Consider the following 18,719-nt stretch of genomic DNA (forward strand, 5'->3'; position numbering starts at 1 on the left):
GAAGCCTTTACAGAAGCCTTGCACCGAAATTCAGTTCCGGATCCATGTCCGGCACCAGCCGTCCGGTTGGCTTCGCTGCCTCGCCGCCGCCACGCGCAAGGAAACGGCCGGAGCCCGCTTCGACCGAACGCTTGCCGTCGGACACGATCACGCGCCCGCGCGAAAGCACGATGACCGGCCAGCCGCGCAGCTTGCGGCCGGCGAAGGGCGTGTAGCCGGCGAGATCATGCATCATGGCGTCGCTCAGCGTGACCTCACGCTGCGGATCCCAGATCCCGATATCCGCATCGGCCCCGACTGCAATCGAGCCCTTCCGCGGATGCAGATTGTAGATCTTGGCCGGTGCAGTCGCGGTCAATTCGACGAATTTTTCAAGCCCCAGGCGGCCTTGGGAGACCATCGCGTCGAACAGCAATGGCAAACGCACTTCCAGTCCCGGCAAGCCGTTCGCGATCTGCTTGAAGTTGGGATTGGGGCCGGCGCGCAGCTTGCCGGTTTCGTCGAACCGATACGGTGCGTGGTCGGACGAAACCGTCTGCAAATCTCCGAGCGCGAGCGCCTGCCACAACGCCTCTTGATCAGCCGCGCGACGCGGTGGAGGGCTGCACATCCACTTCGCGCCTTCCACGCCTGGCCTGTCGAGATCGTCGGCGGTAAGAAAGAGATATTGCGGGCAGGTTTCCGCGAATACTTTCAGCCCTCGGCCGCGCGCATCGCGGATCACCCTGGCGCCTTCCGCCGTCGACACGTGAAAGATCATGATCGGCTGGTCGATCAGGGCCGCCATGCCGATCAGGCGATTGAACGCCTCCGCTTCAGAGACGCGCGCATGGCTGATGGCGTGGTATTTCGGATCAGTGTAGCCGCGCGCGAGCAGCCGTTTCACCATCCAGGAGATAATCCCGTGATTCTCGGCATGAGCGCACAACATCGCGCCGCCCTCACGCGCCGCCAGCAGGATATCCAGCAGCGGTTCATCCTCGATCTTCAGCCGGTCGTAGGTCATGAAGATCTTGATCGAACCATGCCCCTGCCTGATCAGACGAGGCAAATCCGTTTCCAGCGTCTCCCTGGTCGGATCGGCAATGATCATGTGAAAGGCATAATCGATGACGGCGCCCTTTCTGGCGAGCGCGTGATACTCCTCGAGCACCTGGGGCAGCTTCATGCCAACGTGCTGGGCCGCGAACGGGATCACGGTGGTGGTGCCCCCGAAGGCCGCCGAGACGGTCGCGCTCTCGAACGTGTCGGCGTTGACGATGCCCGCGGCCGAAAGCTGCTCGATGTGGGCGTGGCTGTCGACACCGCCCGGCAGAACCAGCTTGCCGCGCGCGTCGATCTCGCGCCGCCCGCCCGCCAGCCGGTGACCGATCGCAGCAATCGTTTCACCGGAAATCGCGACATCGGCCTCGAACACATCGCTCGCAGTCGCGACGCGTCCGCCGCGAATGACGAGATCATACGTGAATTCAGTCATCACAAACTCCCGGATCCTGGCTCTTACGCCCTTCGAAGAACGCACAGATCGCGCGGGCCGCGCATCGCTGATGGCACGTCGATTGCCTCTGCTGTAATCTCGCCATGGCGCTGCCTCACATTGCCGCGCGAAGCATCATTCCGCAGGAAACCACGATGTCCCGGCCACGCATCCTCGTGATCAATCCCAATTCCAACCAACGCGTCACCCAGGGCCTCGAGGACGCCTTGAAGCCGCTTGGCTTTGAGGGCGGTCCCGAAATCATCTGCACGACGCTGGCCGAAGGTCCTTACGGAATCGAGAGCCAGGCCGATGCCGACAGTGTCACGATGCCGCTGCGCCGGCTGGTGGAGAGCGACAACAGCTCGGCGGCCTTCGTCATTGCCTGCTACAGCGATCCTGGTCTGCATGTCTGCCGTGAAGCAACCGACCGCCCCGTCTTCGGCATCGCCGAGTGCGGCGTGCTGACGGCGCTGGCGCGCGCCGATTCGTTCGGCGTCATCGCGATCGCGCAGCGCTCGATCCACCGTCATATGCGCTATCTCCGGCAGATGGGCCTGATGGATCGCCTGTCGGGGGAACGACCGCTCAACATGAGCGTGGCGGAGACCGCATCGGGCGAAGGAACGCTGGCGAGGATGATCGAGGTCGGTCGCGCTCTGAAGGACGAAGATGGCGCCGGCGCCATCGTGATGGGCTGCGCCGGCATGGCGCGCCACCGCCGAGCGCTGGAACAGGCCCTCGGGATTCCCGTGATCGATCCGACACAGGCCGCCGTGACGATGGCGTTGGGCACTGTGCAGTTCGCCCATCACTGATTCCAATCGTTCTTGACACGTGCGAGCCACGGCGTCCGGGTTTCGGACATCAGTTTTCCGGAGGCGGTTGTGCGCCGGTACGGCTGGTGATCAGGCCGTAATGCTCGATGCGACGATGCTGCGCGAAGTTGAAGATCGTGTCCTTGCCGAAAGCGGTGGCGTCCAGATCGCAGGGGTGAACCAGCAATTCGTCCTCTTCGGTGCCGGCTTCGGCCACAATCTCGCCGTCGGGATTGACGATCAGGGTGCCGCCGATCAGAGGATGACCATCCTCGACGCCGGCCTTGGCGACGCACACGACCCATGTCGAGTTCTGGTAGGCACCGGCCTGCACCGAGAGCCGGTTGTGGAACAACCGCTTCGCCGGCCCCTCCTCGCTCTTCTCGGCGTTCACCGAGGGCGTGTTGTAGCCGATCATCACCATCTCGACGCCTTGCAGGCCCATCACGCGGTAGGTCTCCGGCCAGCGCCGGTCGTTGCAGATCGCCATGCCAAGGATGCCGCCAAGCGCACGCCAGACATTGAAGCCAAGATCCCCCGGTTCGAAGTAGCGTTTCTCAAGATGCTGGAATGCGCGTTCGGTCTCGAATTCCGAATGACCGGGCAGATGAACCTTGCGGTACTTGCCGACGATGCGGGCGGATTTGTCGGTCAGGATGCTGGTGTTGAAATGGTGGCCGTCCGGCGTCAACTCGGCGTAGCCGAAGTTCATCGCGATCTGGTGCTTTGCCGCGCGCTCGAACAGCAGCCTGGTCGCCGCATTGGGCATCTCGCGCTCAAACCAGCGGTCGACTTCGGATTGGTCCGTCATGTACCAGCGCGGAAAGAACGTAGTGAGAGCCAGCTCCGGATAGACGATCAGATCGGCGCCCCGAGCCTTGGCTTGATCCATCAGCGCGACCATGCGCCCGACGACCGCCTCGCGGCTGTCTGCCTTCTGGATCGGTCCCATCTGGGCAGCGGCAACATTGATGACACGCATGAGTTTTCCCCGATTGCCTTACCTGGTGTTGCGTTGGAGCATTGTCGATCCGTCATCCATCGAAGGCCGCCTGCGCTTCCGGCAGATCCCAGATCCTGCCGAGCGCCGCGGTCCCGGCCGAAATGATTGTCGCCTCGTCGCCGGCGACATAGCGGCCGGCATCGATCAGCACGCGTCCATCAACGACGACCTGGTCGATATTGGCGCGGTTCGCCAACGCGATCAGGCCGCGACGCGGATCGAACGGCGGCTGCAGATGCGGATGCGTCAGGTCGACCACGGTGAGGTCGGCGGTCGCCCCCGGCGCGATCGCTCCGAGGTCCGGCCGCCTGATCAGCGCAGCGGTGGTTGCGGTCACCACTTCGATCAGATCGGGCGCAATCGCCACGTCGGCACTGACGGAGCTACTCATCGGGATCGGCGCTCGGCCTCCTGGTTTCGAAGATTCGTTGCCACCGCATCGAGCCCGGCCGGCTCGACAACACCGGCACGCTCGGTGATGACGGCGTACTGCTCGGGCCGCCGATGGGCGGCAAAGTTGAACATCTTGTCCTTGCCCTGCCGGCAGAGGTCGAGATCAAGGTCGGCGACGACGACCTCATCTCCCAACGTCGCCGCTTCGGCGACGATGCGGCCGTTCGGATCGACGATGCAGGAGCCGCCGATCAGTCCGGAGCCGTCCTCGTCGCCCGCCTTGGCGACGGCGATCGCCCAGGTCGTGTTCATGTAGGCGTTGGCCTGCGTCACCAGCGTTGAATGAAAGGTGCGCAGCGCGGCATCTTCCGTGACGCCGCCATTGGGGTCATAGGCTGCCGAATTGTAGCCGACGCAAACCAGTTCAACCCCCTGCAAGCCAAGGACGCGCCAGGATTCGGGCCAGCGGCGATCGTTGCAGATCATCATGCCCATGATCGCGTGACACCAATCCGGTCCTGCGCGAAAGGCGGGAAATCCCAGGTCGCCATACGAGAAATAGCGCTTTTCAAGCTGCTGGAAGCGTGCGCCGGCACGCGGCTCGACCGAACCCGGGAGGTGCACCTTGCGATAGCGGCCGAGGATCGCGCCGTCGCGATCAACCAGTATCGAGCAGTTGTAGCGTTGGCGGTCGGCAGTCTGTTCGGCGTAACCGATATAAAATCCGACGCGGAGCGCACGAGCGCGATCGAACAGGCGCTGCACGGCCGGATTGGGCATGCTGCGCTCGAAATACTGATCCAGCGCATCGCCTTCGAGGTACCATCGCGGGAAAAACGTCGTGAAGGCGAGTTCGGGAAACACGACCAGGCTCGCGCCGCGGGCGGCGGCCGTCTCCAGAAGCTCCAGCATCCGGCCAAGCGTATGCTCTCGCGAATCCGCCTTTTGCGTCGGCCCCATCTGGGCGGCAGCGGCGCGAAGTATACGGACCAATATTGCCTCCAAACTGTGCGGATTGCCAATGCACGAGGCGATGCTCCGCTCCACCAGCATTCCGCCGCGCCGCCCATTACGTGAAAACGGCCTGCTAATTGCAATCACCCGTGCTATGATATTTCGGGCAAGACAATAACCGGCAGTTATATGAACCTTCGCCAGTTGGAGATTTTGCGAGCGGTCATCCGGCACCGGACCACGGTCGCGGCGGCGGACGAGCTGGCGCTGTCTCAACCGGCGATCAGCAATGCGCTCAAGGCAATGGAAGCGCAGGCCGGCTTTGCCCTGTTCGAACGTGTCAACAACCGGCTATTCCCGACATCAGAGGCGATGGCGCTTTACAAGGAGAGCGAAGCGATCTTTGCGCTTCACGCCAAGCTTGAAAACCGCGTGCGCGATTTGCGGGAAAGTCGTTCGGGGCTGTTGTCGATCGTGGCGACGCCCCCCTTGGCCTATAGCATCATTCCTCCCGCGCTTTCGGACTTCCTGCAACAGCGGCGGCAGACGCGGGTCTTCTTTGACGTGCGTCGCTATGAAGGAATCATCGAAGGCGTGACGAGCCGGGTCGCCGAACTGGGCTTCGTGCTCGGCCTGTCGCATCATCCCGGCATCGCGCATGAGGTGGTCCACACCGGCGAAATGGTCTGTGTCCTGCCGCCGAAGCATCCACTGGCTGAACATCCCGTCATATCCGCCCCCGACCTTGTCGGCCTGCCCTTCATCGGGCTGGAGCGCGGAACGCGACTGGGCGAAGCCGTACGCGAGAGCTTTGCCCGGGCCGGTGCGCCGTTTCAGCCGACGGTGGAGGTGCGATACTGCAACACGGCCTGTGTGCTCGCGGCCGCCGGCGTCGGCGCTGCCGTCGTCGATCCATTCTCGCCGCGCCAGGGCGGCAGCCACGACCTCGTTGTCAGGCCCTTCACGCCCAGAACACCGGCCGTAGCCCACATGCTTTGGTCGGAGGCAGAACCTCTGTCGCGCCTGGCCAAGGCGTTCCTGGACGAAGTGCGAAAGGCAAGCCGTGTTCTCGGTCCGACCAGCCCGTACGCAAGTTCGGCATGATGCCGGAGGCTCCTGCGCTTTGTTTGACGCATTTTCTTCAAGCGAAGCGGCCGCCACTTCGCTTGAAGGCGCCCTGGAAATCCGGCTATTGACTGCTTTTCGCACCTATTTGATGCTGGGTACACGATAACGAGGTTGGACGAATTGCGAGATAGAAAATGGGATGAGCGGTTCATGCTTCTGGCGCATCATCTGGCGTGTTGGAGCATTGAAAAGGGACGCCGCGTGGGCGCCGTCGTGGTCGGACCCGACAACGAAATACGCTCGACTGGGTATAACGGCTTGCCTCGCGGGGTCAACGATGCGGTGGACGAGCGACACTCCCGCATCACGGGCGCAAAATACATCTGGAGCTGCCATGCCGAGCAGAATGCTATTTTCAATGCGGCACGCATTGGGATAGCGCTCAAGGGCTGCACGATCTACGTGCCCTGGTTTCCCTGCGTGGAATGCACGAAGGCGATTATTCAATCGGGCATATCGGAGGTGGTTGGTTATGAACCTGACCAACCCAATTCGAATTGGGCTCAGGATTTTGCGATCGCCGCCACGATGCTGAAGGAAGCAAACGTCGTGGTACGGTTCATACCAAGGCTCGCAGAGCTTCCGGATGTATCCGAAGAAGACGATTGATCGCGCAGCCTTCCGATCAGCTCGCCAGACTCGACTATCGCGTACCGTAGGCACGGTCACCGGCATCGCCGAGGCCCGGCAGGATGAACGCGTTTTCGTCCAACCCTTCGTCGATCGCCGCGAGCCAGATCGGAACATCCGGGTGGATGCCGCGCATGCGCTCGACCCCTTCGGGAGCGGCGATCAGACTGACCAGCCGGACTTCATTGGCGCCGCGCTCCTTGAGCCGATCCACCGCCGCGACAGACAGATTGGCTGTCGCCAGCACCGGGGAAATCACGATCACTAATCTCTCGTGCAGATCGCTCGGGGCTTTGAAGAAATACTCCACGGCCACGAATGTCTCGGGTTCGCGATAAAGGCCGATATGGGCGACGCGCGCAGTCGGCACGAGGTCGAGCATGCCCTCCGCAAACGTCACGCCGGCACGCAGCACCGGCGCAAACACGAGCTTTTTGCCCGAGATCTCCGGCGATTTCATTTTCGCCAGCGGCGTCTCGATATCGACATCGGCCAGCGGCAGATCGCGGGTCACCTCGTAACATAGCAGCATCCCGATCTCCTTGAGGAGTTCGCGAAACGACTTGGTCGAGGTGTCCTTCTTGCGCAACAGTGTCAGCTTGTGCTGCACCAGCGGATGGCTAACGATCGTGACGCCTTCCATGCCGAGTCTCCGCCCTAAAATACCGTGCCGTCGCTGATAACCTTGATTGGAGGCGACGCGTCGGCGCGGCGTTGACGCGCCAGCCGTCGGCCCGCGGCCCAGGTTCCACCTTCGAGGATTTTCGCCAGCGGCAGAGCGGCTGCGTCGAGCCCGAGGCGCCGGCGCACATGATCCGCGACGCAGTCGAGCAATGCCACCGTCAGCCCCCGCCACTCCACGACAAGCGGTGAAGCGACGTCATGCTCCCTGAGCGCTGCACCATCGTCGCGGAATGTCAGCACGCCATTGTCGACGAAGAGACCGCCGTTGCGATACTCGGCAAGGCCGGTCAGCCCGTCGATGTCGGTCACGGCAATGCCGGCATTCTGCAGCGGCTCGATCAGCGAGTATGCGAGCCATTGCGAGAGCTTGTGCAACGGCATCAGATGGCTGGTCGCATCCCCCGTCGTCAGCATCGGATGCTTCCAGCAATCACCGAGTGCGATGCCGCCGAGCTTCAGCCGCGACGGCCAGATCGGCCCGAACTCCCTGAGCAGTTCCGACAATATCGTGGCGGCCGGGAGCCTGCGATCGTCGGCCAGCGATGCCAGGTGGTCGAACAGCCCGCCGGGCCGCGGCGTATCGAAGCGTCCGAAGACTGCCGGTTTGGAGGCCACCAGCCGACCAAGGCTGCGCAACAAATTCACCCGGCCTTCGATGCCGACCAGCGGATTGGCATCGGACACCTGCATGCCGCGCGCGAGGTCTGTCACGGATAAATTCGCCACCGCGTCGGCATCGGCTCGAAGCGGCCGTCGCGGATCCGACGAGAACGCGCCCGCGGCGAACATCGCAAGGCTGGCCAGTCCCAATCCCTCCGAACGGCCAATGGCCGATCCGGTCACCGGGTCGCAGTACCGCCATGACGGCCCGGCACCGGCGTCCAGAAACACGCTGACCATCGCCAGATCGAATTCGGCACGAGCCCGTGCCGCGCGATCCGGCCATTCGACCTGGTTGGCCAGGGCCGCCCAGCGATCGACGCCATTGATGGAGAAATGCCGCCAGCGCGAATGAAACGGCACCGCCAGCGAGGGATACGCCGCTCGCGTGGTCTGCACCACCAGTTCGGCCGTCGAATCCATGCGGTCGAGGTGGACGCGGAAGTTCGGGAGTTGGTCTTCAAGGCCGATGGCAAGCAGCCGGTGCGCGCGCTCCCGCACCGCCGCGGCATTGAGCAATGACAAGGCCGCCGCCGTCTCGGACATCACGGAGGACATGGCCGCGCTCAATATTTATCGAGCGACCGGCCGACGAAGTCGCGCTGGGTGGGTTCCTCCGGCGAGTAGTAGCCGGCAGCCTTCTTCGCAACGATTTCGACCTGGGCGTCCGCCGGCACCAGATCGTCGGGGAGCGGTACGCGTTCGACGATGTCGATGCCCTGACTCACCAGCGCGTCATACTTCATGTCGCTCATGGAGACGAAGCGGTCGATGCGTTTCAGTCCGAGCCAGTGCACGACATCAGGCATCAGCTGCTGGAATCGCGCATCCTGTACGCCTGCGACGCATTCGGTGCGCTCAAAATACTGCGCGGCGGCATCGCCACCTTCCTGCCGTTTGCGCGCATTGTAAACCAGGAATTTGGTGACCTCGCCGAGGGCGCGGCCTTCCTTGCGGTTGTAGATGATGATGCCGAGCCCGCCGGTCTGCCCGGCGCGCACGCACTCCTCGATGCCGTGCAGCAGATATGGGCGGCATGTGCAGATGTCCGAGCCGAACACGTCGGAGCCGTTGCACTCGTCATGCACGCGGCAGGTGATGCTGGTGCGATGGTCCGGCAGTTTGGCGACATCGCCGAACAGATAGGCCGTGGTACCGCCGATCGGCGGCAGGAACACATGGAGGTCGGGCCGTGTCACCAGTTCCGGAAACATGCCGGCCGTCTGCTCGAACAGCTGTCGGCGCAGATTGTTTTCCGTCGTGGCGAAGCGCGCGGCAATTCCCGGGAGATACCAGACCGGATCGATCGCGATCTTGACGACGGAGACGCTTCCCCCCTCGTGAACAACGGCGCCGTCGCGCTTGAGCCGGCCGGCCGATATCGCGGCCTGCAATTCGGGCAAATCGAGGCGGGCGCGGGTGACCGCGATGCTCGGACGGATATCGACGCCCTCGGCGATCTCTTTCGAGAACGCCTCTGCAGCCAGGTGTCCCCACGGATCGAGCGAGACGATCCGGTTCGGATCCGTCCATTCCGGGAATGGCCCGATCGTGGCGGCAGGCTGCGTGTTGGTCAGGTCCGGCCGCCGGATCGGATCGAGCGCGCCCGACGAGACCGCCAGCGCGCGATAGATCGAATAGGAGCCGCTATGGGTGCCGATGACATTGCGCTGCTGGGGGCGCGAAACCGTCCCGATCACCGGCCCGCGTTCACGTGCCGTCGCCGCTCCCCAATGAATCGGGAATTCGACCTTCGCACCCGGCGCCGGATGCGACGTAATCCGAATATGATCAGTTCGATTAGAACGAGTCATCACACACCACGAGATGTCGACGGCCGGCCGGGCGGACAAGCCCGGTTGCCGGCAATCGAAGGATTCTTCAGTATGGCCGAATTGCGGCTGAACACAACGGCCGTTTCGAACGGTCGTGGGGGCATTAACCGTAGGGTTTACGACGCGATCATGACCCGTGGAGCCGTGCCGGCCCCCTATTTGCGCGCCGGTGAACGAAGTGGCGGTCGCGGCATGGGGCATGCTCCTTGCAGCATCGCACGTGCCACCCCGGAAGAGGCGATCTCATGACCAAGCAAAGCGTGAACCTCGTCAACCATCCCCTGGTCCAGCACAAGCTCTCGCTGATGCGCGACAAGGATCGCTCTACCAAGGGGTTTCGCGAGCTGCTGAACGAGATCGGGATGCTGCTCTGCTACGAGGTCACCCGCGACCTGCCTTTGGAGATGGTCGACATCGAGACGCCGGTCGCTGCAATGAAGGCGCCAAAGATCGCCGGCAAGAAGCTGACGCTCGCTCCGATCTTGCGGGCGGGTGTCGGCTTCCTCGACGGAATGCTGGCGCTCGTTCCGTCAGCGCGCGTTGCGCATATCGGGCTTTACCGCGATCCGGAAACGCTTCAAGCCGTGGAGTATTTCTTCAAGGCGCCGCAGGATGTCTTGGAACGCATCGTGATCCTGCTGGACCCAATGCTGGCGACAGGAAATTCAGCCTGCGCCGCAGTCAGCCTGCTCAAATCGCGAGGTGCCCGGGATATCAGGTTCGTTTGCCTGCTCGCGGCCCCCGAGGGGATTGCCCGGTTTCAGGATGAGTGTCCCGACGTGCCGATCTGGACTGCTGCTATCGACGAGAGACTGAATGATCACGGCTATATCGTGCCGGGCCTGGGCGATGCCGGAGACAGGATGTTCGGCACCAGGTAAGCGTGGGAATCGCCTTCGTGCTGAAGCGACCATAGGGCGAAGTTGATCTCCGTAGCGGCAAGAGAATCCTCAGTCGGATCGATCGTCCAGCAGCCGGGCGATCACGGCGACGGGCCCGCCGCCCGACGGCCCCTGATGTTCAGCTCCGCCGGAAACATAGACGGCGCCGGTCCCCGACAAGCCCCCGATCAATCCGCCGACGGCAGCGCGGGCGTGCCGGGTCGAGCTGATGTCGGTGTCTTCGAGCATGATGTGACGAAATCCGCGGATGCTCCCGCTTGGTGAGGCTTCCGCCTTGGCGAAGATGTTGACGAGCTCGCGGGCTGCCGTCGGCGTCTTGGAGCCCTGTTCGCCGTACAGTCCCACGCTCTTCAAGGCATCGATCACAGCCGCGGCATCGATTGCGTCGCGCATCACGGCGTGTCCGATCGTGAATGGAGCGGCTGACGACGCCGAGTTTCCGAGCACAATGACCACATTATGCATGAGCTCGATACCTGCCGACGTGGACGCAACCGACGAGAACAGATCGAACCGCCGAAGAACGTCTTTGTCCTCGATCGTGCCTTCAATCTCGCCAAGCGCGACCGCTACGCCCAATGCCGATGCGCCACGCGAATACGCCATCGAGCCGTATGCGCTGTTGGTCACGGCCTCGTTGCCCCGCGCCATCGCTGCCTCGATGCGGTCGCTCGTCAGAAGCGGGCACTTGATCTGTACAAAATGAACGTCCTGCGGATCGGCTATCGCAGCTTGGGCCATGGCGGCGGCCACCGCCCTTGCCGTCTCACTGATCTGCACACCGCGCCCGATCTCCTCGGGCAGAAAATCCCGGGTGTGTGCCATCCCGATGCTAAGACGCTTCTCGGAAATGTCTTCGGACCCGCGATTGGCGACATCGTCACGCGTGAAGACGGTGATATGCGGACTGAGCACACCCTCGGTACCACCCGACATCACGAACGCGATCCGTTGCTCAACGCGCGGCGGTGGCAGATCGACATAGGGCGCCAGGGCAGCACTGAGCGCTGAAACGGCATATTCTCGCGTGAAATCGTTGACGCCACCATTGCCTTCGGTCTTGCCCAATATCGCGACGATCGATCCTGGATCGATTTTGCCTTGCTGGATCAGGCTCAGCAGACCGGAGACGTCACCGGGCCCTTTGGTGGAAATGCGAACGACATTGACCGATTTTGTGCGCATGTTCTCCTCTCCGGGCGCGGACAGACTTTGATTGCATCAGATCGCCCTGGCGGTGGGACACTTTTTAACACGGCCTGATCACTTCCGTTCAGCGGTAAGGCTGAGCAAGCTGGCAACGGGGACAACCCAACTGCCATTTTGCCCGGAACGGCGCAGTCGACCTCGTCGAACGGCGGGATTGCCCACTTTTTGTCTCAGCTGTCGCAATTTTTGGCACATCTGTTGCATCCAATTGCGGATGACGTCCCCAGGGCGACGAGGTCGCCCTGGATCCTCGGTCAACGATGCGGAATGGTGCTGGATGACGACAACGGCGGCGCTCGAACTGGTGCAATTGACGAAGATGTACGGCAGCGTCACCGCCGTTGACGCCATCAACCTCAAGATTCCCGCCGGGTCCTATTGTTGCCTGCTCGGGCCGTCCGGCTGCGGCAAGACATCCACGCTGCGCATGGTGGCCGGCCATGAATCGGCGACTTCGGGCGACATCCTGGTCGGTCCGAAGAATGTGACTAACCTGCCCCCCGCCGATCGAAGCACGGCGATGATGTTCCAGTCTTACGCGCTGTTCCCGCATCTCTCCGTCATCGATAACGTGGCGTTCGCCTTGAAAATGAAAGGCGTCGCCAAGGCTGCACGCCATGCCGAAGCCAACAAGTTGCTGGAGCTCGTCGATATGCAGCCCTATGCAGCGAGGCTGCCGGCCCAGCTTTCCGGAGGCCAGCAGCAGCGCGTCGCGCTCGCGCGCGCGCTGATCACCTCACCCCAGATCCTGCTGCTGGACGAGCCGCTTTCGGCGCTCGATCCGTTCCTGCGGCTGCGGATGCGGGCAGAATTGAAGAAGCTGCAGCGCGAGCTCGGGCTGACCTTCATCCATGTGACGCATGGCCAGGACGAGGCGATGGCGCTCGCCGATATCGTGGTTCTGATGAATGGCGGCCGGATCGAGCAGCAGGGTTCGCCGCGCGACATCTTCAACCACCCGCGAACCGAGTTCACGGCGAGATTCATCGGTGGCCACAACGTCATTGCCGTGGGCCCCGAGACCTTCGCCGTTCGGGTTGACCGGCTGATGCTGAAACGGCCGAACGAAGCGATCGGCGGTCCATCGATTGCAGGCACCATCAGCGAGGTCGAATACCAGGGAACCTATGTCCGCGTCGTCGTCGCCATCGAGGATGGATCCGAGATCTCGGCCCAGATCACGGAAACCCAGTTCGATGCAGCCAACTACGCCGTCGGTGAGCGCGTTCTCGCCACATGGGACGCGACGCATGCGCACCTGCTCACGACCACCAGTTCAGTAACCGCGCGCTCGCCTGAAAAGGCGGCGTGATATCAGAGGAAGATCAACATGAGCAAATCTTTGAAATCGAATAGTCGCGTCAGCCGTCGCGCCGTGCTGAAGGGCGCGGCCGGAGCCGTCGGCCTCGCGGCAGGCTCGGGCGCGATTACCGGATTTCCCTATGTCCGTTCCGCCGATGCGAAAGTGCTGCGCTATCTCGGAACAGCCGTGAACGAAGGTGACGAGATCTCGAAAAAATGTCTGGCAGATACCGGGATCAAGATCGAGTACATCACGGCAACCACCGACGACGTGACCAAACGCGTGATCACCCAGCCGAACTCGTTCGATGTACTGGATACGGAGTATTTCTCGCTGAAGAAGCTTGTGCCGTCGGGCAACATCTTTGCCCTCGACGCCAAGAAGATCAAGGAATTCGACAACATCACGCCGGTGTTCACCAAGGGTCAATTGCCGAACGGCAAGAAGATCGGTGACCAGGGCACTGCGCCATGGAAGGTGCTCTATCTCGATGGAGCGAACTCCAAGACGTTCTCAAAGACGCCAACCGAATTCGTGACGCTGATCCCGACGGTCTACAACGCCGACACGCTCGGCATCCGGCCCGATCTGATCAAGCGGCCGATTTCATCGTGGACCGAACTGCTCAATCCCGAGTTCAAGGGCAAGGCCTCGATTCTCAACATTCCGTCGATCGGAATCATGGATGCCGCGATGGTGGTCGAAGCCAGCGGTCAGCACAAATATGCCGACAAGGGCAACATGACGAAGGCCGAGATTGATCTCACCATGAAGATCATGACGGAAGCCAAGAAGGCCGGCCAGTTCCGCGCATTCTGGAAGGATTTCAACGAATCCGTCAACCTGATGGCATCGGGCGAAACCGTCATCCAGTCGATGTGGTCGCCCGCGGTCACCAAGGTGCGCTCGATGGGAATCGCCTGCACGTTCCAGCCGCTCAAGGAGGGCTATCGCTCCTGGGCGTCAGGGTTCTGCGTATCGAAGGCGGTCTCGGGACCAAAGCTCGACTGGGCCTATGAATTCGTGAACTGGTACCTGTCGGGCTGGGCAGGTGCCTATCTCAATCGTCAGGGCTATTATTCCGCCGTGCTGTCCACCGCCAAGGCCAACATGACGGCGGACGAGTGGGGCTACTGGATGGAAGGCAAGGCCGCTGTCGGCGACATCAAGGCGCCCGACGGCACGATCCTCGAGAAGGCCGGCGCCACGCGCGACGGCGGATCCTACGATGACCGCATGGGCGCCGTCGCCTGCTGGAATGCCGTGATGGACGAGAACGACTACATGGTGCGCAAGTGGAATGAATTCATTGCCGCTTGATGCAATCCAGAGGACTTGCCGGGCGAAGCGCGCGGCAAGTCCTCCCTCGCCATCACTGCGATCGGCCGTTCAATGATGCAAGACCGCAAGACCTTCGTTCCGTGGCTTCAGGCCACACCGATGATGCTCGTTTTCGCGCTGTTCTTTCTGCTGCCGTTGCTGTTCGTGACTGTCGTCAGCGCGTGGGATTACAATGAATATGAGATGATTCCGGCGTTCAGCCTGCGAGGCTACAGCGATACGTTCGAGGGATGCATTGCCGATCTGCCCAATCTCTGCACCATCCTGAAGACCTACCTGAAGACTCTGAAACTATGTCTGCTGACCTGGGTGCTGACCCTTCTGATCGGGTTTACCGTCGCCTATTTTCTTGCGTTCCATGTCCGGTCGAAAACCTGGCAGATCGTCCTCACCCTGCTTTGCACCATCCCGTTCTGGACATCGAACGTCATCCGCATGATTGCCTGGATTCCGCTTCTTGGCCGGAACGGTTTGGTCAACAGGGGCCTCGAGGGCGCAGGATTGATCCACCAACCGCTGGAGTGGCTGCTGTTCTCGGAGTTTTCCGTCGTGCTTGCCCTCGTGCACCTCTTCACATTCTTCATGGTGGTGCCGATCTTCAACTCGATGATCCGCATCGACAAGCGGTTGATCGAAGCCGCCTATGATGCCGGCGCGACCGGGTGGCAGACCCTGGTGAACATCGTTATTCCCCTGGCAAAACCCGGAATCGTGATCGGCTCGATCTTCGTGATCACGATCGTGATGGGTGATTTTGTCACGATAGGGGTGATGGGCGGCCAACAGATTGCATCTGCAGGCAAGATCATCGAGGCCCGCCTGAACGCGCTGCAATTCCCGGCGGCCGCGGCCAATGCGGTCATCCTGCTCGGCATCACGATCCTGATCATTTCGGCGCTGACCCGGATCGTCGACGTTCGCAAGGAACTATGAAATGGGCGAGAAGCGACCGCGATCCTTTTATCTGCTCGCTGCGTTTTTCACCGCCTACGTCCTGTTCCTCTATGGACCGATGTTCGCGATCTACATCCTGTCGTTTCAGGGACCCGATGGTGGCCTGACCTTTCCCATGAATGGCGTGTCCCTCGTGTGGTTCGGCAAGGTGTTCTCCGGTTCGGGCATCATCGACATCGGGGCATCCTTCAAGCGATCGCTCCAGCTCGGCCTCGTGGTCATGGCGCTTACGGTCGTTCTCTCCGTGTCAGCTGGCATGGCCTTCCGCCGATCGTTCCGCGGCGCGACCTTGCTGTTCTATGTTGCCATCGCAAGCCTGATCATGCCGTCGATCATCACCTCGCTCGGCATCGCGCTTGAATTCCACCTGCTCGACGATTTCATCATCAAGAGCGGGGTTGGAGATTGGACGACGGCGATGGGGCTGTTTACGTCCGGCCTAGGCGCGCATCTGACCTGGACCTTGCCATTCGGCCTTCTGATCATGTTTGCGATCTTCAACCGGTTCGACAGCCGTCTCGAAGAGGCTGCACGCGACCTCGGCGCAACACCGTGGCAGACATTTCGGCACGTCGTGCTGCCGATCATATTGCCGTCGGTCGTCGGTATCGGCCTGTTTGGATTTACCTTGTCCTGGGATGAACTCGCACGCTCGAGCCAGACCATCGGCTCCGTCAACACACTGCCCCTTGATTTGCAGGGACTGACGACCACCGTCACAAAGCCGGACATCTATGCGCTCGGAACGCTGACGAGTGCGGTTTCCTTTCTCGTCATTTTCCTGGCGCTGGTCGTCATTCTTGTGCTTCAGGCCCGGCAAAGACGTCACGGCTCGGACGCGGGAAAGGGGATGGTGTAGAGCCGAGCTCTTCGGGAGAAGGTCAGACCAGCACCGCGGCCGCAACCGTCGCCTCAATCGCGAGACATGAGGCTGGACCTCGATCTAGGCGGCGGCACGTAGCTAGCTAGGCCAGAAGATATCCGAACGCGTTGCCGAAATGCGCACCACGCCGGCGGGCATCGACCAGCGCTCCGCCTCACGGCATCCGGACTGGACAGGGCCGGATGATCTGGAGATCAAGATCGAAGAAATCCGGGAGATTACGAACTGGCGAAAGCCCGATCTACGTAAAGGTCGGCGCCAGCCGCCCTTACAACGACACAGCACTGGTGGTGAAATCCGGCGCCGACGTCGCCAAGGCACCTGCGCCTGGCGCCGACGCGGTTGCGATCGGTACCGTCGCCGTCGACCCCAGCCACTGGGGCCGGGGCTGGGGTTTCGCAATTTGAGTTGGTTGCGGGGATAGGATTTGAACCTATGACCTTCAGGTTATGAGCCTGACGAGCTACCGGGCTGCTCCACCCCGCGTTAAACCGTTGCATGCCTTGCAGAAGGGGAGCCTGAGGCGGTCGGCCAACGCGTCTAACGGCGCCGATCGATCCGTCCGGAGGGCTTCCTGAGAAGGCAACCCGGGCCGAGGCCGTCGGGTGCGGGGCGTATGTATCAACGCAAGCCGGGTTTGGAAAGCCCCGCGAGCGGGTTTTTGAGGATTTTGTGACGCCGAAACCACCGATTTCCTGACAAAATCGGCTCCGGGAACCGGCCCTTGCCAGAAGCTGTGCAAAAGCGGAGCTTGCCGCCCAACAAATCCGTCAAGGAAACGTCATTCGATGATGTTCCGGGGCGGCAAGGGGGAAACGTGACTGACACATTCGATTTCGTGGTGGTGGGCGCCGGCTCAGGCGGCTGCGCGGTGGCGGGGCGGTTGTCGGAGGATGCGGCGACCTCGGTGGCGCTGCTCGATGCCGGCGGCAAGAACGACAATTGGGTCGTCACCACGCCGGGCGCGCTGGTGCTGATGGTCGCCGGCACCATCAACAACTGGGCCTTCAACACCGTGCCGCAGAAGGGGCTCAACGGCCGCATCGGCTACCAGCCGCGCGGCAAGGGGCTCGGCGGCTCCTCGGCGATCAACGCCATGGTCTACATCCGCGGCCACCGCGCCGACTACGACCACTGGGCCGCGCTCGGCAACACCGGCTGGGCGTTCGCCGACGTGCTGCCCTACTTCAAGCGCGCCGAGGACAATTCCGATTTCGACGGCGAGTATCACGGCAAGGGCGGCCCGCTCGCGGTCAACAAATTGCGTTCCGGCAATCCGATCCAGCAGACCTTTTTGCAGGCCGCGCAGGAAGCGCAATTCCGCATCCGCGAGGATTTCAATGCCGAGGACCATGAGGGCCTCGGCATCTATCAGGTGACGCAGCGCAACGGCGAGCGCTGGAGCGCGGCACGCGCCTATGTGCATCCGCATATGAAGTTGCGCAGCAATCTGCGCGTCGAGACCGCCGCGCACGCGACGCGCATCCTGTTCGAGGGCAAGCGCGCCGTCGGCGTCGAATATCGCCAGGGCAAGGAGCTGAAGCAGATCCGCGCGCGGCGCGAGGTGATCCTGGCCGCCGGCGCCTTCCAGTCGCCGCAACTGCTGATGCTCTCGGGCGTCGGCGATGCGGCTGACCTCGGCAAGCATGGCATCGCTGGCGTGCACCATCTGCCCGGCGTCGGCCGGAATCTGCAGGATCATCCGGACTTCATCTTCGGCTACATGTCCGACAACCCGAACTTCGCCGGCATCTCGCTGAAGGGCACGCCGCGGCTCGTCCGCGCCATCCTGCAATATCGGCGCGAGCGCCGCGGTCCCCTCACCTCGAACTTCGCCGAATGCGGCGGCTTCCTGAAGACGCGGCCCGATCTCGACATTCCCGACATTCAGCTGCATTTCGGCATGGCGATGGTCGACGACCACGGCCGCAAGCGCCATGGCGGCACCGGCTTCTCCTGTCATGTCTGCCTGCTGCGGCCGAAGAGCCGCGGCAGCGTCGCGCTCGCCAGCAATGATGCGATGCAGGCGCCGCTGATCGATCCAAACTTCCTCGGCGAGGATGACGATCTGGAGGCGATGGTCGCGGGCTACAAGACCACGCGGCGGCTGATGGAGACGCCCGCGCTGCGCGCCCTGCAGCAGAAGGACGTGTTCACCGCACACGTGCGCACCGACGACGACATCCGCGCCATCCTGCGCGAGCGGGTCGACACCGTCTATCACCCGGTCGGCACCTGCAGGATGGGGGTGAGCGATCCGCTCGCAGTGGTCGATCCGAAACTGCGTGTGCATGGGCTGGAGGCGCTGCGCGTGGTCGACGCCTCGATCATGCCGACCCTGATCGGCGGCAACACCAATGCGCCGACCATCATGATCGGCGAGAAGGCCGCGGATATGATCAAGGCCGAGACGCGGGCGGGGTAAGCGCTCTCGCCACGTCGTCATTGCGAGGAGCGAAGCGACGAAGCAATCCATGGCGCCGCAAGCGGAGGCATGATTGCTTCGCGGAGCCTGTCATCGGGCGCGCGTCCGCGCGGCCCGTTG

At 62.4% G+C, this 18,719-nt stretch carries 17 protein-coding genes, 1 tRNA gene and 1 pseudogene; 10 read left to right on the forward strand and 9 right to left on the reverse strand.

What is annotated here, in order from left to right; genetic code table 11:
• Positions 1-7: 7 nt before the first annotated feature.
• Positions 8-1,477, reverse strand: coding sequence for a dihydropyrimidinase (gene hydA, locus XH93_RS38485; RefSeq protein WP_194471442.1), 1,470 nt, complete (start codon positions 1,475-1,477; stop codon positions 8-10).
• 155 nt (positions 1,478-1,632) lie between these two features.
• Between hydA and XH93_RS38490 the strand changes: the two genes are divergently transcribed.
• Positions 1,633-2,295 carry an aspartate/glutamate racemase family protein gene (locus tag XH93_RS38490; RefSeq protein ID WP_194471443.1) on the forward strand — a complete coding sequence of 221 codons (663 nt, stop codon included), beginning with the start codon at positions 1,633-1,635 and terminating at the stop codon, positions 2,293-2,295.
• A 49-nt stretch (positions 2,296-2,344) separates the two neighbouring features.
• Here XH93_RS38490 and XH93_RS38495 read toward each other — a convergent pair whose 3' ends face one another.
• From XH93_RS38495 to XH93_RS38505, 3 genes are read right to left on the reverse strand one after another with little or no spacing between them, the layout of a single operon-like run.
• Entirely contained in the window at positions 2,345-3,277 is a 933-nt protein-coding gene (locus tag XH93_RS38495; protein WP_194471444.1) for an N-carbamoyl-D-amino-acid hydrolase, read from the reverse strand.
• Between the two features lie 52 nt (positions 3,278-3,329).
• Positions 3,330-3,689 (reverse strand): amidohydrolase family protein, encoded by a 360-nt coding sequence (locus XH93_RS38500; protein WP_194471445.1) that lies wholly within the window; start codon positions 3,687-3,689, stop codon positions 3,330-3,332.
• A complete protein-coding gene (locus tag XH93_RS38505; RefSeq protein ID WP_246799763.1) occupies positions 3,686-4,651 on the reverse strand; it encodes an N-carbamoyl-D-amino-acid hydrolase in 966 nt (321 codons plus the stop codon). Before XH93_RS38505 ends, XH93_RS38500 begins: the two co-directional genes overlap by 4 nt.
• Positions 4,652-4,834: 183 nt before the next feature.
• On the opposite strand from XH93_RS38505, the gene XH93_RS38510 reads away from it, so the two are divergent.
• A complete protein-coding gene (locus XH93_RS38510) occupies positions 4,835-5,749 on the forward strand; it encodes a LysR family transcriptional regulator (protein ID WP_139857880.1) in 915 nt (304 codons plus the stop codon).
• 135 nt (positions 5,750-5,884) lie between these two features.
• The gene (locus tag XH93_RS38515; protein ID WP_229173885.1) at positions 5,885-6,382 is read left to right on the forward strand and encodes a dCMP deaminase family protein; all 498 of its coding nucleotides are present in this window, start codon (positions 5,885-5,887) and stop codon (positions 6,380-6,382) included.
• Between the two features lie 34 nt (positions 6,383-6,416).
• Here XH93_RS38515 and upp (XH93_RS38520) read toward each other — a convergent pair whose 3' ends face one another.
• The 3 genes from upp (XH93_RS38520) to XH93_RS38530 are packed head-to-tail and all read right to left on the reverse strand — an operon-like array spanning position 6,417 to position 9,561.
• A complete protein-coding gene (gene upp, locus XH93_RS38520; protein WP_092124203.1) occupies positions 6,417-7,046 on the reverse strand; it encodes a uracil phosphoribosyltransferase in 630 nt (209 codons plus the stop codon).
• Positions 7,047-7,060: 14 nt separating this feature from the next.
• Positions 7,061-8,305 (reverse strand): URC4/urg3 family protein, encoded by a 1,245-nt coding sequence (locus XH93_RS38525; RefSeq protein ID WP_371814868.1) that lies wholly within the window; start codon positions 8,303-8,305, stop codon positions 7,061-7,063.
• An 8-nt stretch (positions 8,306-8,313) separates the two neighbouring features.
• Positions 8,314-9,561, reverse strand: coding sequence for a GTP cyclohydrolase II (locus tag XH93_RS38530; RefSeq protein ID WP_194475503.1), 1,248 nt, complete (start codon positions 9,559-9,561; stop codon positions 8,314-8,316).
• A 266-nt stretch (positions 9,562-9,827) separates the two neighbouring features.
• On the opposite strand from XH93_RS38530, the gene upp (XH93_RS38535) reads away from it, so the two are divergent.
• Entirely contained in the window at positions 9,828-10,463 is a 636-nt protein-coding gene (gene upp, locus XH93_RS38535; RefSeq protein ID WP_139486695.1) for a uracil phosphoribosyltransferase, read from the forward strand.
• A gap of 69 nt (positions 10,464-10,532) precedes the next feature.
• On the opposite strand, the gene XH93_RS38540 is transcribed toward upp (XH93_RS38535), so the two are convergent.
• Positions 10,533-11,669, reverse strand: coding sequence for a ring-opening amidohydrolase (locus tag XH93_RS38540; RefSeq protein ID WP_194471446.1), 1,137 nt, complete (start codon positions 11,667-11,669; stop codon positions 10,533-10,535).
• Positions 11,670-11,970: 301 nt separating this feature from the next.
• Here XH93_RS38540 and XH93_RS38545 point away from each other — a divergent pair, with 301 nt between their 5' ends.
• From XH93_RS38545 to XH93_RS38565, 5 genes and pseudogenes are all read left to right on the forward strand, one after another.
• Positions 11,971-13,005 (forward strand): ABC transporter ATP-binding protein, encoded by a 1,035-nt coding sequence (locus tag XH93_RS38545; protein ID WP_194475504.1) that lies wholly within the window; start codon positions 11,971-11,973, stop codon positions 13,003-13,005.
• 18 nt (positions 13,006-13,023) lie between these two features.
• Positions 13,024-14,316, forward strand: a complete 1,293-nt coding sequence (locus XH93_RS38550; protein ID WP_194471447.1) for a PotD/PotF family extracellular solute-binding protein — start codon at positions 13,024-13,026, stop codon at positions 14,314-14,316.
• Positions 14,317-14,388: 72 nt separating this feature from the next.
• The gene (locus XH93_RS38555) at positions 14,389-15,270 is read left to right on the forward strand and encodes an ABC transporter permease (RefSeq protein ID WP_194471448.1); all 882 of its coding nucleotides are present in this window, start codon (positions 14,389-14,391) and stop codon (positions 15,268-15,270) included.
• A 1-nt stretch (position 15,271) separates the two neighbouring features.
• On the forward strand, positions 15,272-16,150 hold the full coding sequence (locus XH93_RS38560; RefSeq protein WP_194471449.1) for an ABC transporter permease: 879 nt from the start codon (positions 15,272-15,274) through the stop codon (positions 16,148-16,150).
• A gap of 106 nt (positions 16,151-16,256) precedes the next feature.
• Positions 16,257-16,485, forward strand: a pseudogene (locus XH93_RS38565) (glutamate synthase-related protein); the annotation flags it as partial.
• A 98-nt stretch (positions 16,486-16,583) separates the two neighbouring features.
• Here XH93_RS38565 and XH93_RS38570 read toward each other — a convergent pair.
• Positions 16,584-16,660 (reverse strand) — tRNA-Met (locus XH93_RS38570).
• A 331-nt stretch (positions 16,661-16,991) separates the two neighbouring features.
• On the opposite strand from XH93_RS38570, the gene XH93_RS38575 reads away from it, so the two are divergent.
• Positions 16,992-18,599, forward strand: coding sequence for a GMC family oxidoreductase (locus XH93_RS38575; protein WP_194471450.1), 1,608 nt, complete (start codon positions 16,992-16,994; stop codon positions 18,597-18,599).
• Positions 18,600-18,719: the final 120 nt, after the last annotated feature.

It is taken from the genome of Bradyrhizobium sp. CCBAU 51753, from assembly GCF_015291565.1.
In the GTDB taxonomy this organism is placed as follows: Bacteria; Pseudomonadota; Alphaproteobacteria; order Rhizobiales; family Xanthobacteraceae; genus Bradyrhizobium; species Bradyrhizobium ivorense.

Bases quoted from the DNA above. Each gene is read 5' to 3' on its own strand.
- upp (WP_092124203.1), bottom strand. From the start codon at position 7,046: ATGGAAGGCGTCACGATCGTTAGCCATCCGCTGGTGCAGCACAAGCTG.
- XH93_RS38555 (WP_194471448.1), top strand. From the start codon at position 14,389: ATGATGCAAGACCGCAAGACCTTCGTTCCGTGGCTTCAGGCCACACCG.
- XH93_RS38550 (WP_194471447.1), top strand. From the start codon at position 13,024: ATGAGCAAATCTTTGAAATCGAATAGTCGCGTCAGCCGTCGCGCCGTG.
- XH93_RS38505 (WP_246799763.1), bottom strand. From the start codon at position 4,651: ATGGGGCCGACGCAAAAGGCGGATTCGCGAGAGCATACGCTTGGCCGG.
- XH93_RS38495 (WP_194471444.1), bottom strand. From the start codon at position 3,277: ATGCGTGTCATCAATGTTGCCGCTGCCCAGATGGGACCGATCCAGAAG.
- hydA (WP_194471442.1), bottom strand. From the start codon at position 1,477: ATGACTGAATTCACGTATGATCTCGTCATTCGCGGCGGACGCGTCGCG.
- upp (WP_139486695.1), top strand. From the start codon at position 9,828: ATGACCAAGCAAAGCGTGAACCTCGTCAACCATCCCCTGGTCCAGCAC.
- XH93_RS38500 (WP_194471445.1), bottom strand. From the start codon at position 3,689: ATGAGTAGCTCCGTCAGTGCCGACGTGGCGATTGCGCCCGATCTGATC.
- XH93_RS38540 (WP_194471446.1), bottom strand. From the start codon at position 11,669: ATGCGCACAAAATCGGTCAATGTCGTTCGCATTTCCACCAAAGGGCCC.
- XH93_RS38545 (WP_194475504.1), top strand. From the start codon at position 11,971: ATGACGACAACGGCGGCGCTCGAACTGGTGCAATTGACGAAGATGTAC.
- XH93_RS38490 (WP_194471443.1), top strand. From the start codon at position 1,633: ATGTCCCGGCCACGCATCCTCGTGATCAATCCCAATTCCAACCAACGC.
- XH93_RS38510 (WP_139857880.1), top strand. From the start codon at position 4,835: ATGAACCTTCGCCAGTTGGAGATTTTGCGAGCGGTCATCCGGCACCGG.
- XH93_RS38560 (WP_194471449.1), top strand. From the start codon at position 15,272: ATGGGCGAGAAGCGACCGCGATCCTTTTATCTGCTCGCTGCGTTTTTC.
- XH93_RS38525 (WP_371814868.1), bottom strand. From the start codon at position 8,305: ATGTCCTCCGTGATGTCCGAGACGGCGGCGGCCTTGTCATTGCTCAAT.
- XH93_RS38530 (WP_194475503.1), bottom strand. From the start codon at position 9,561: ATGACTCGTTCTAATCGAACTGATCATATTCGGATTACGTCGCATCCG.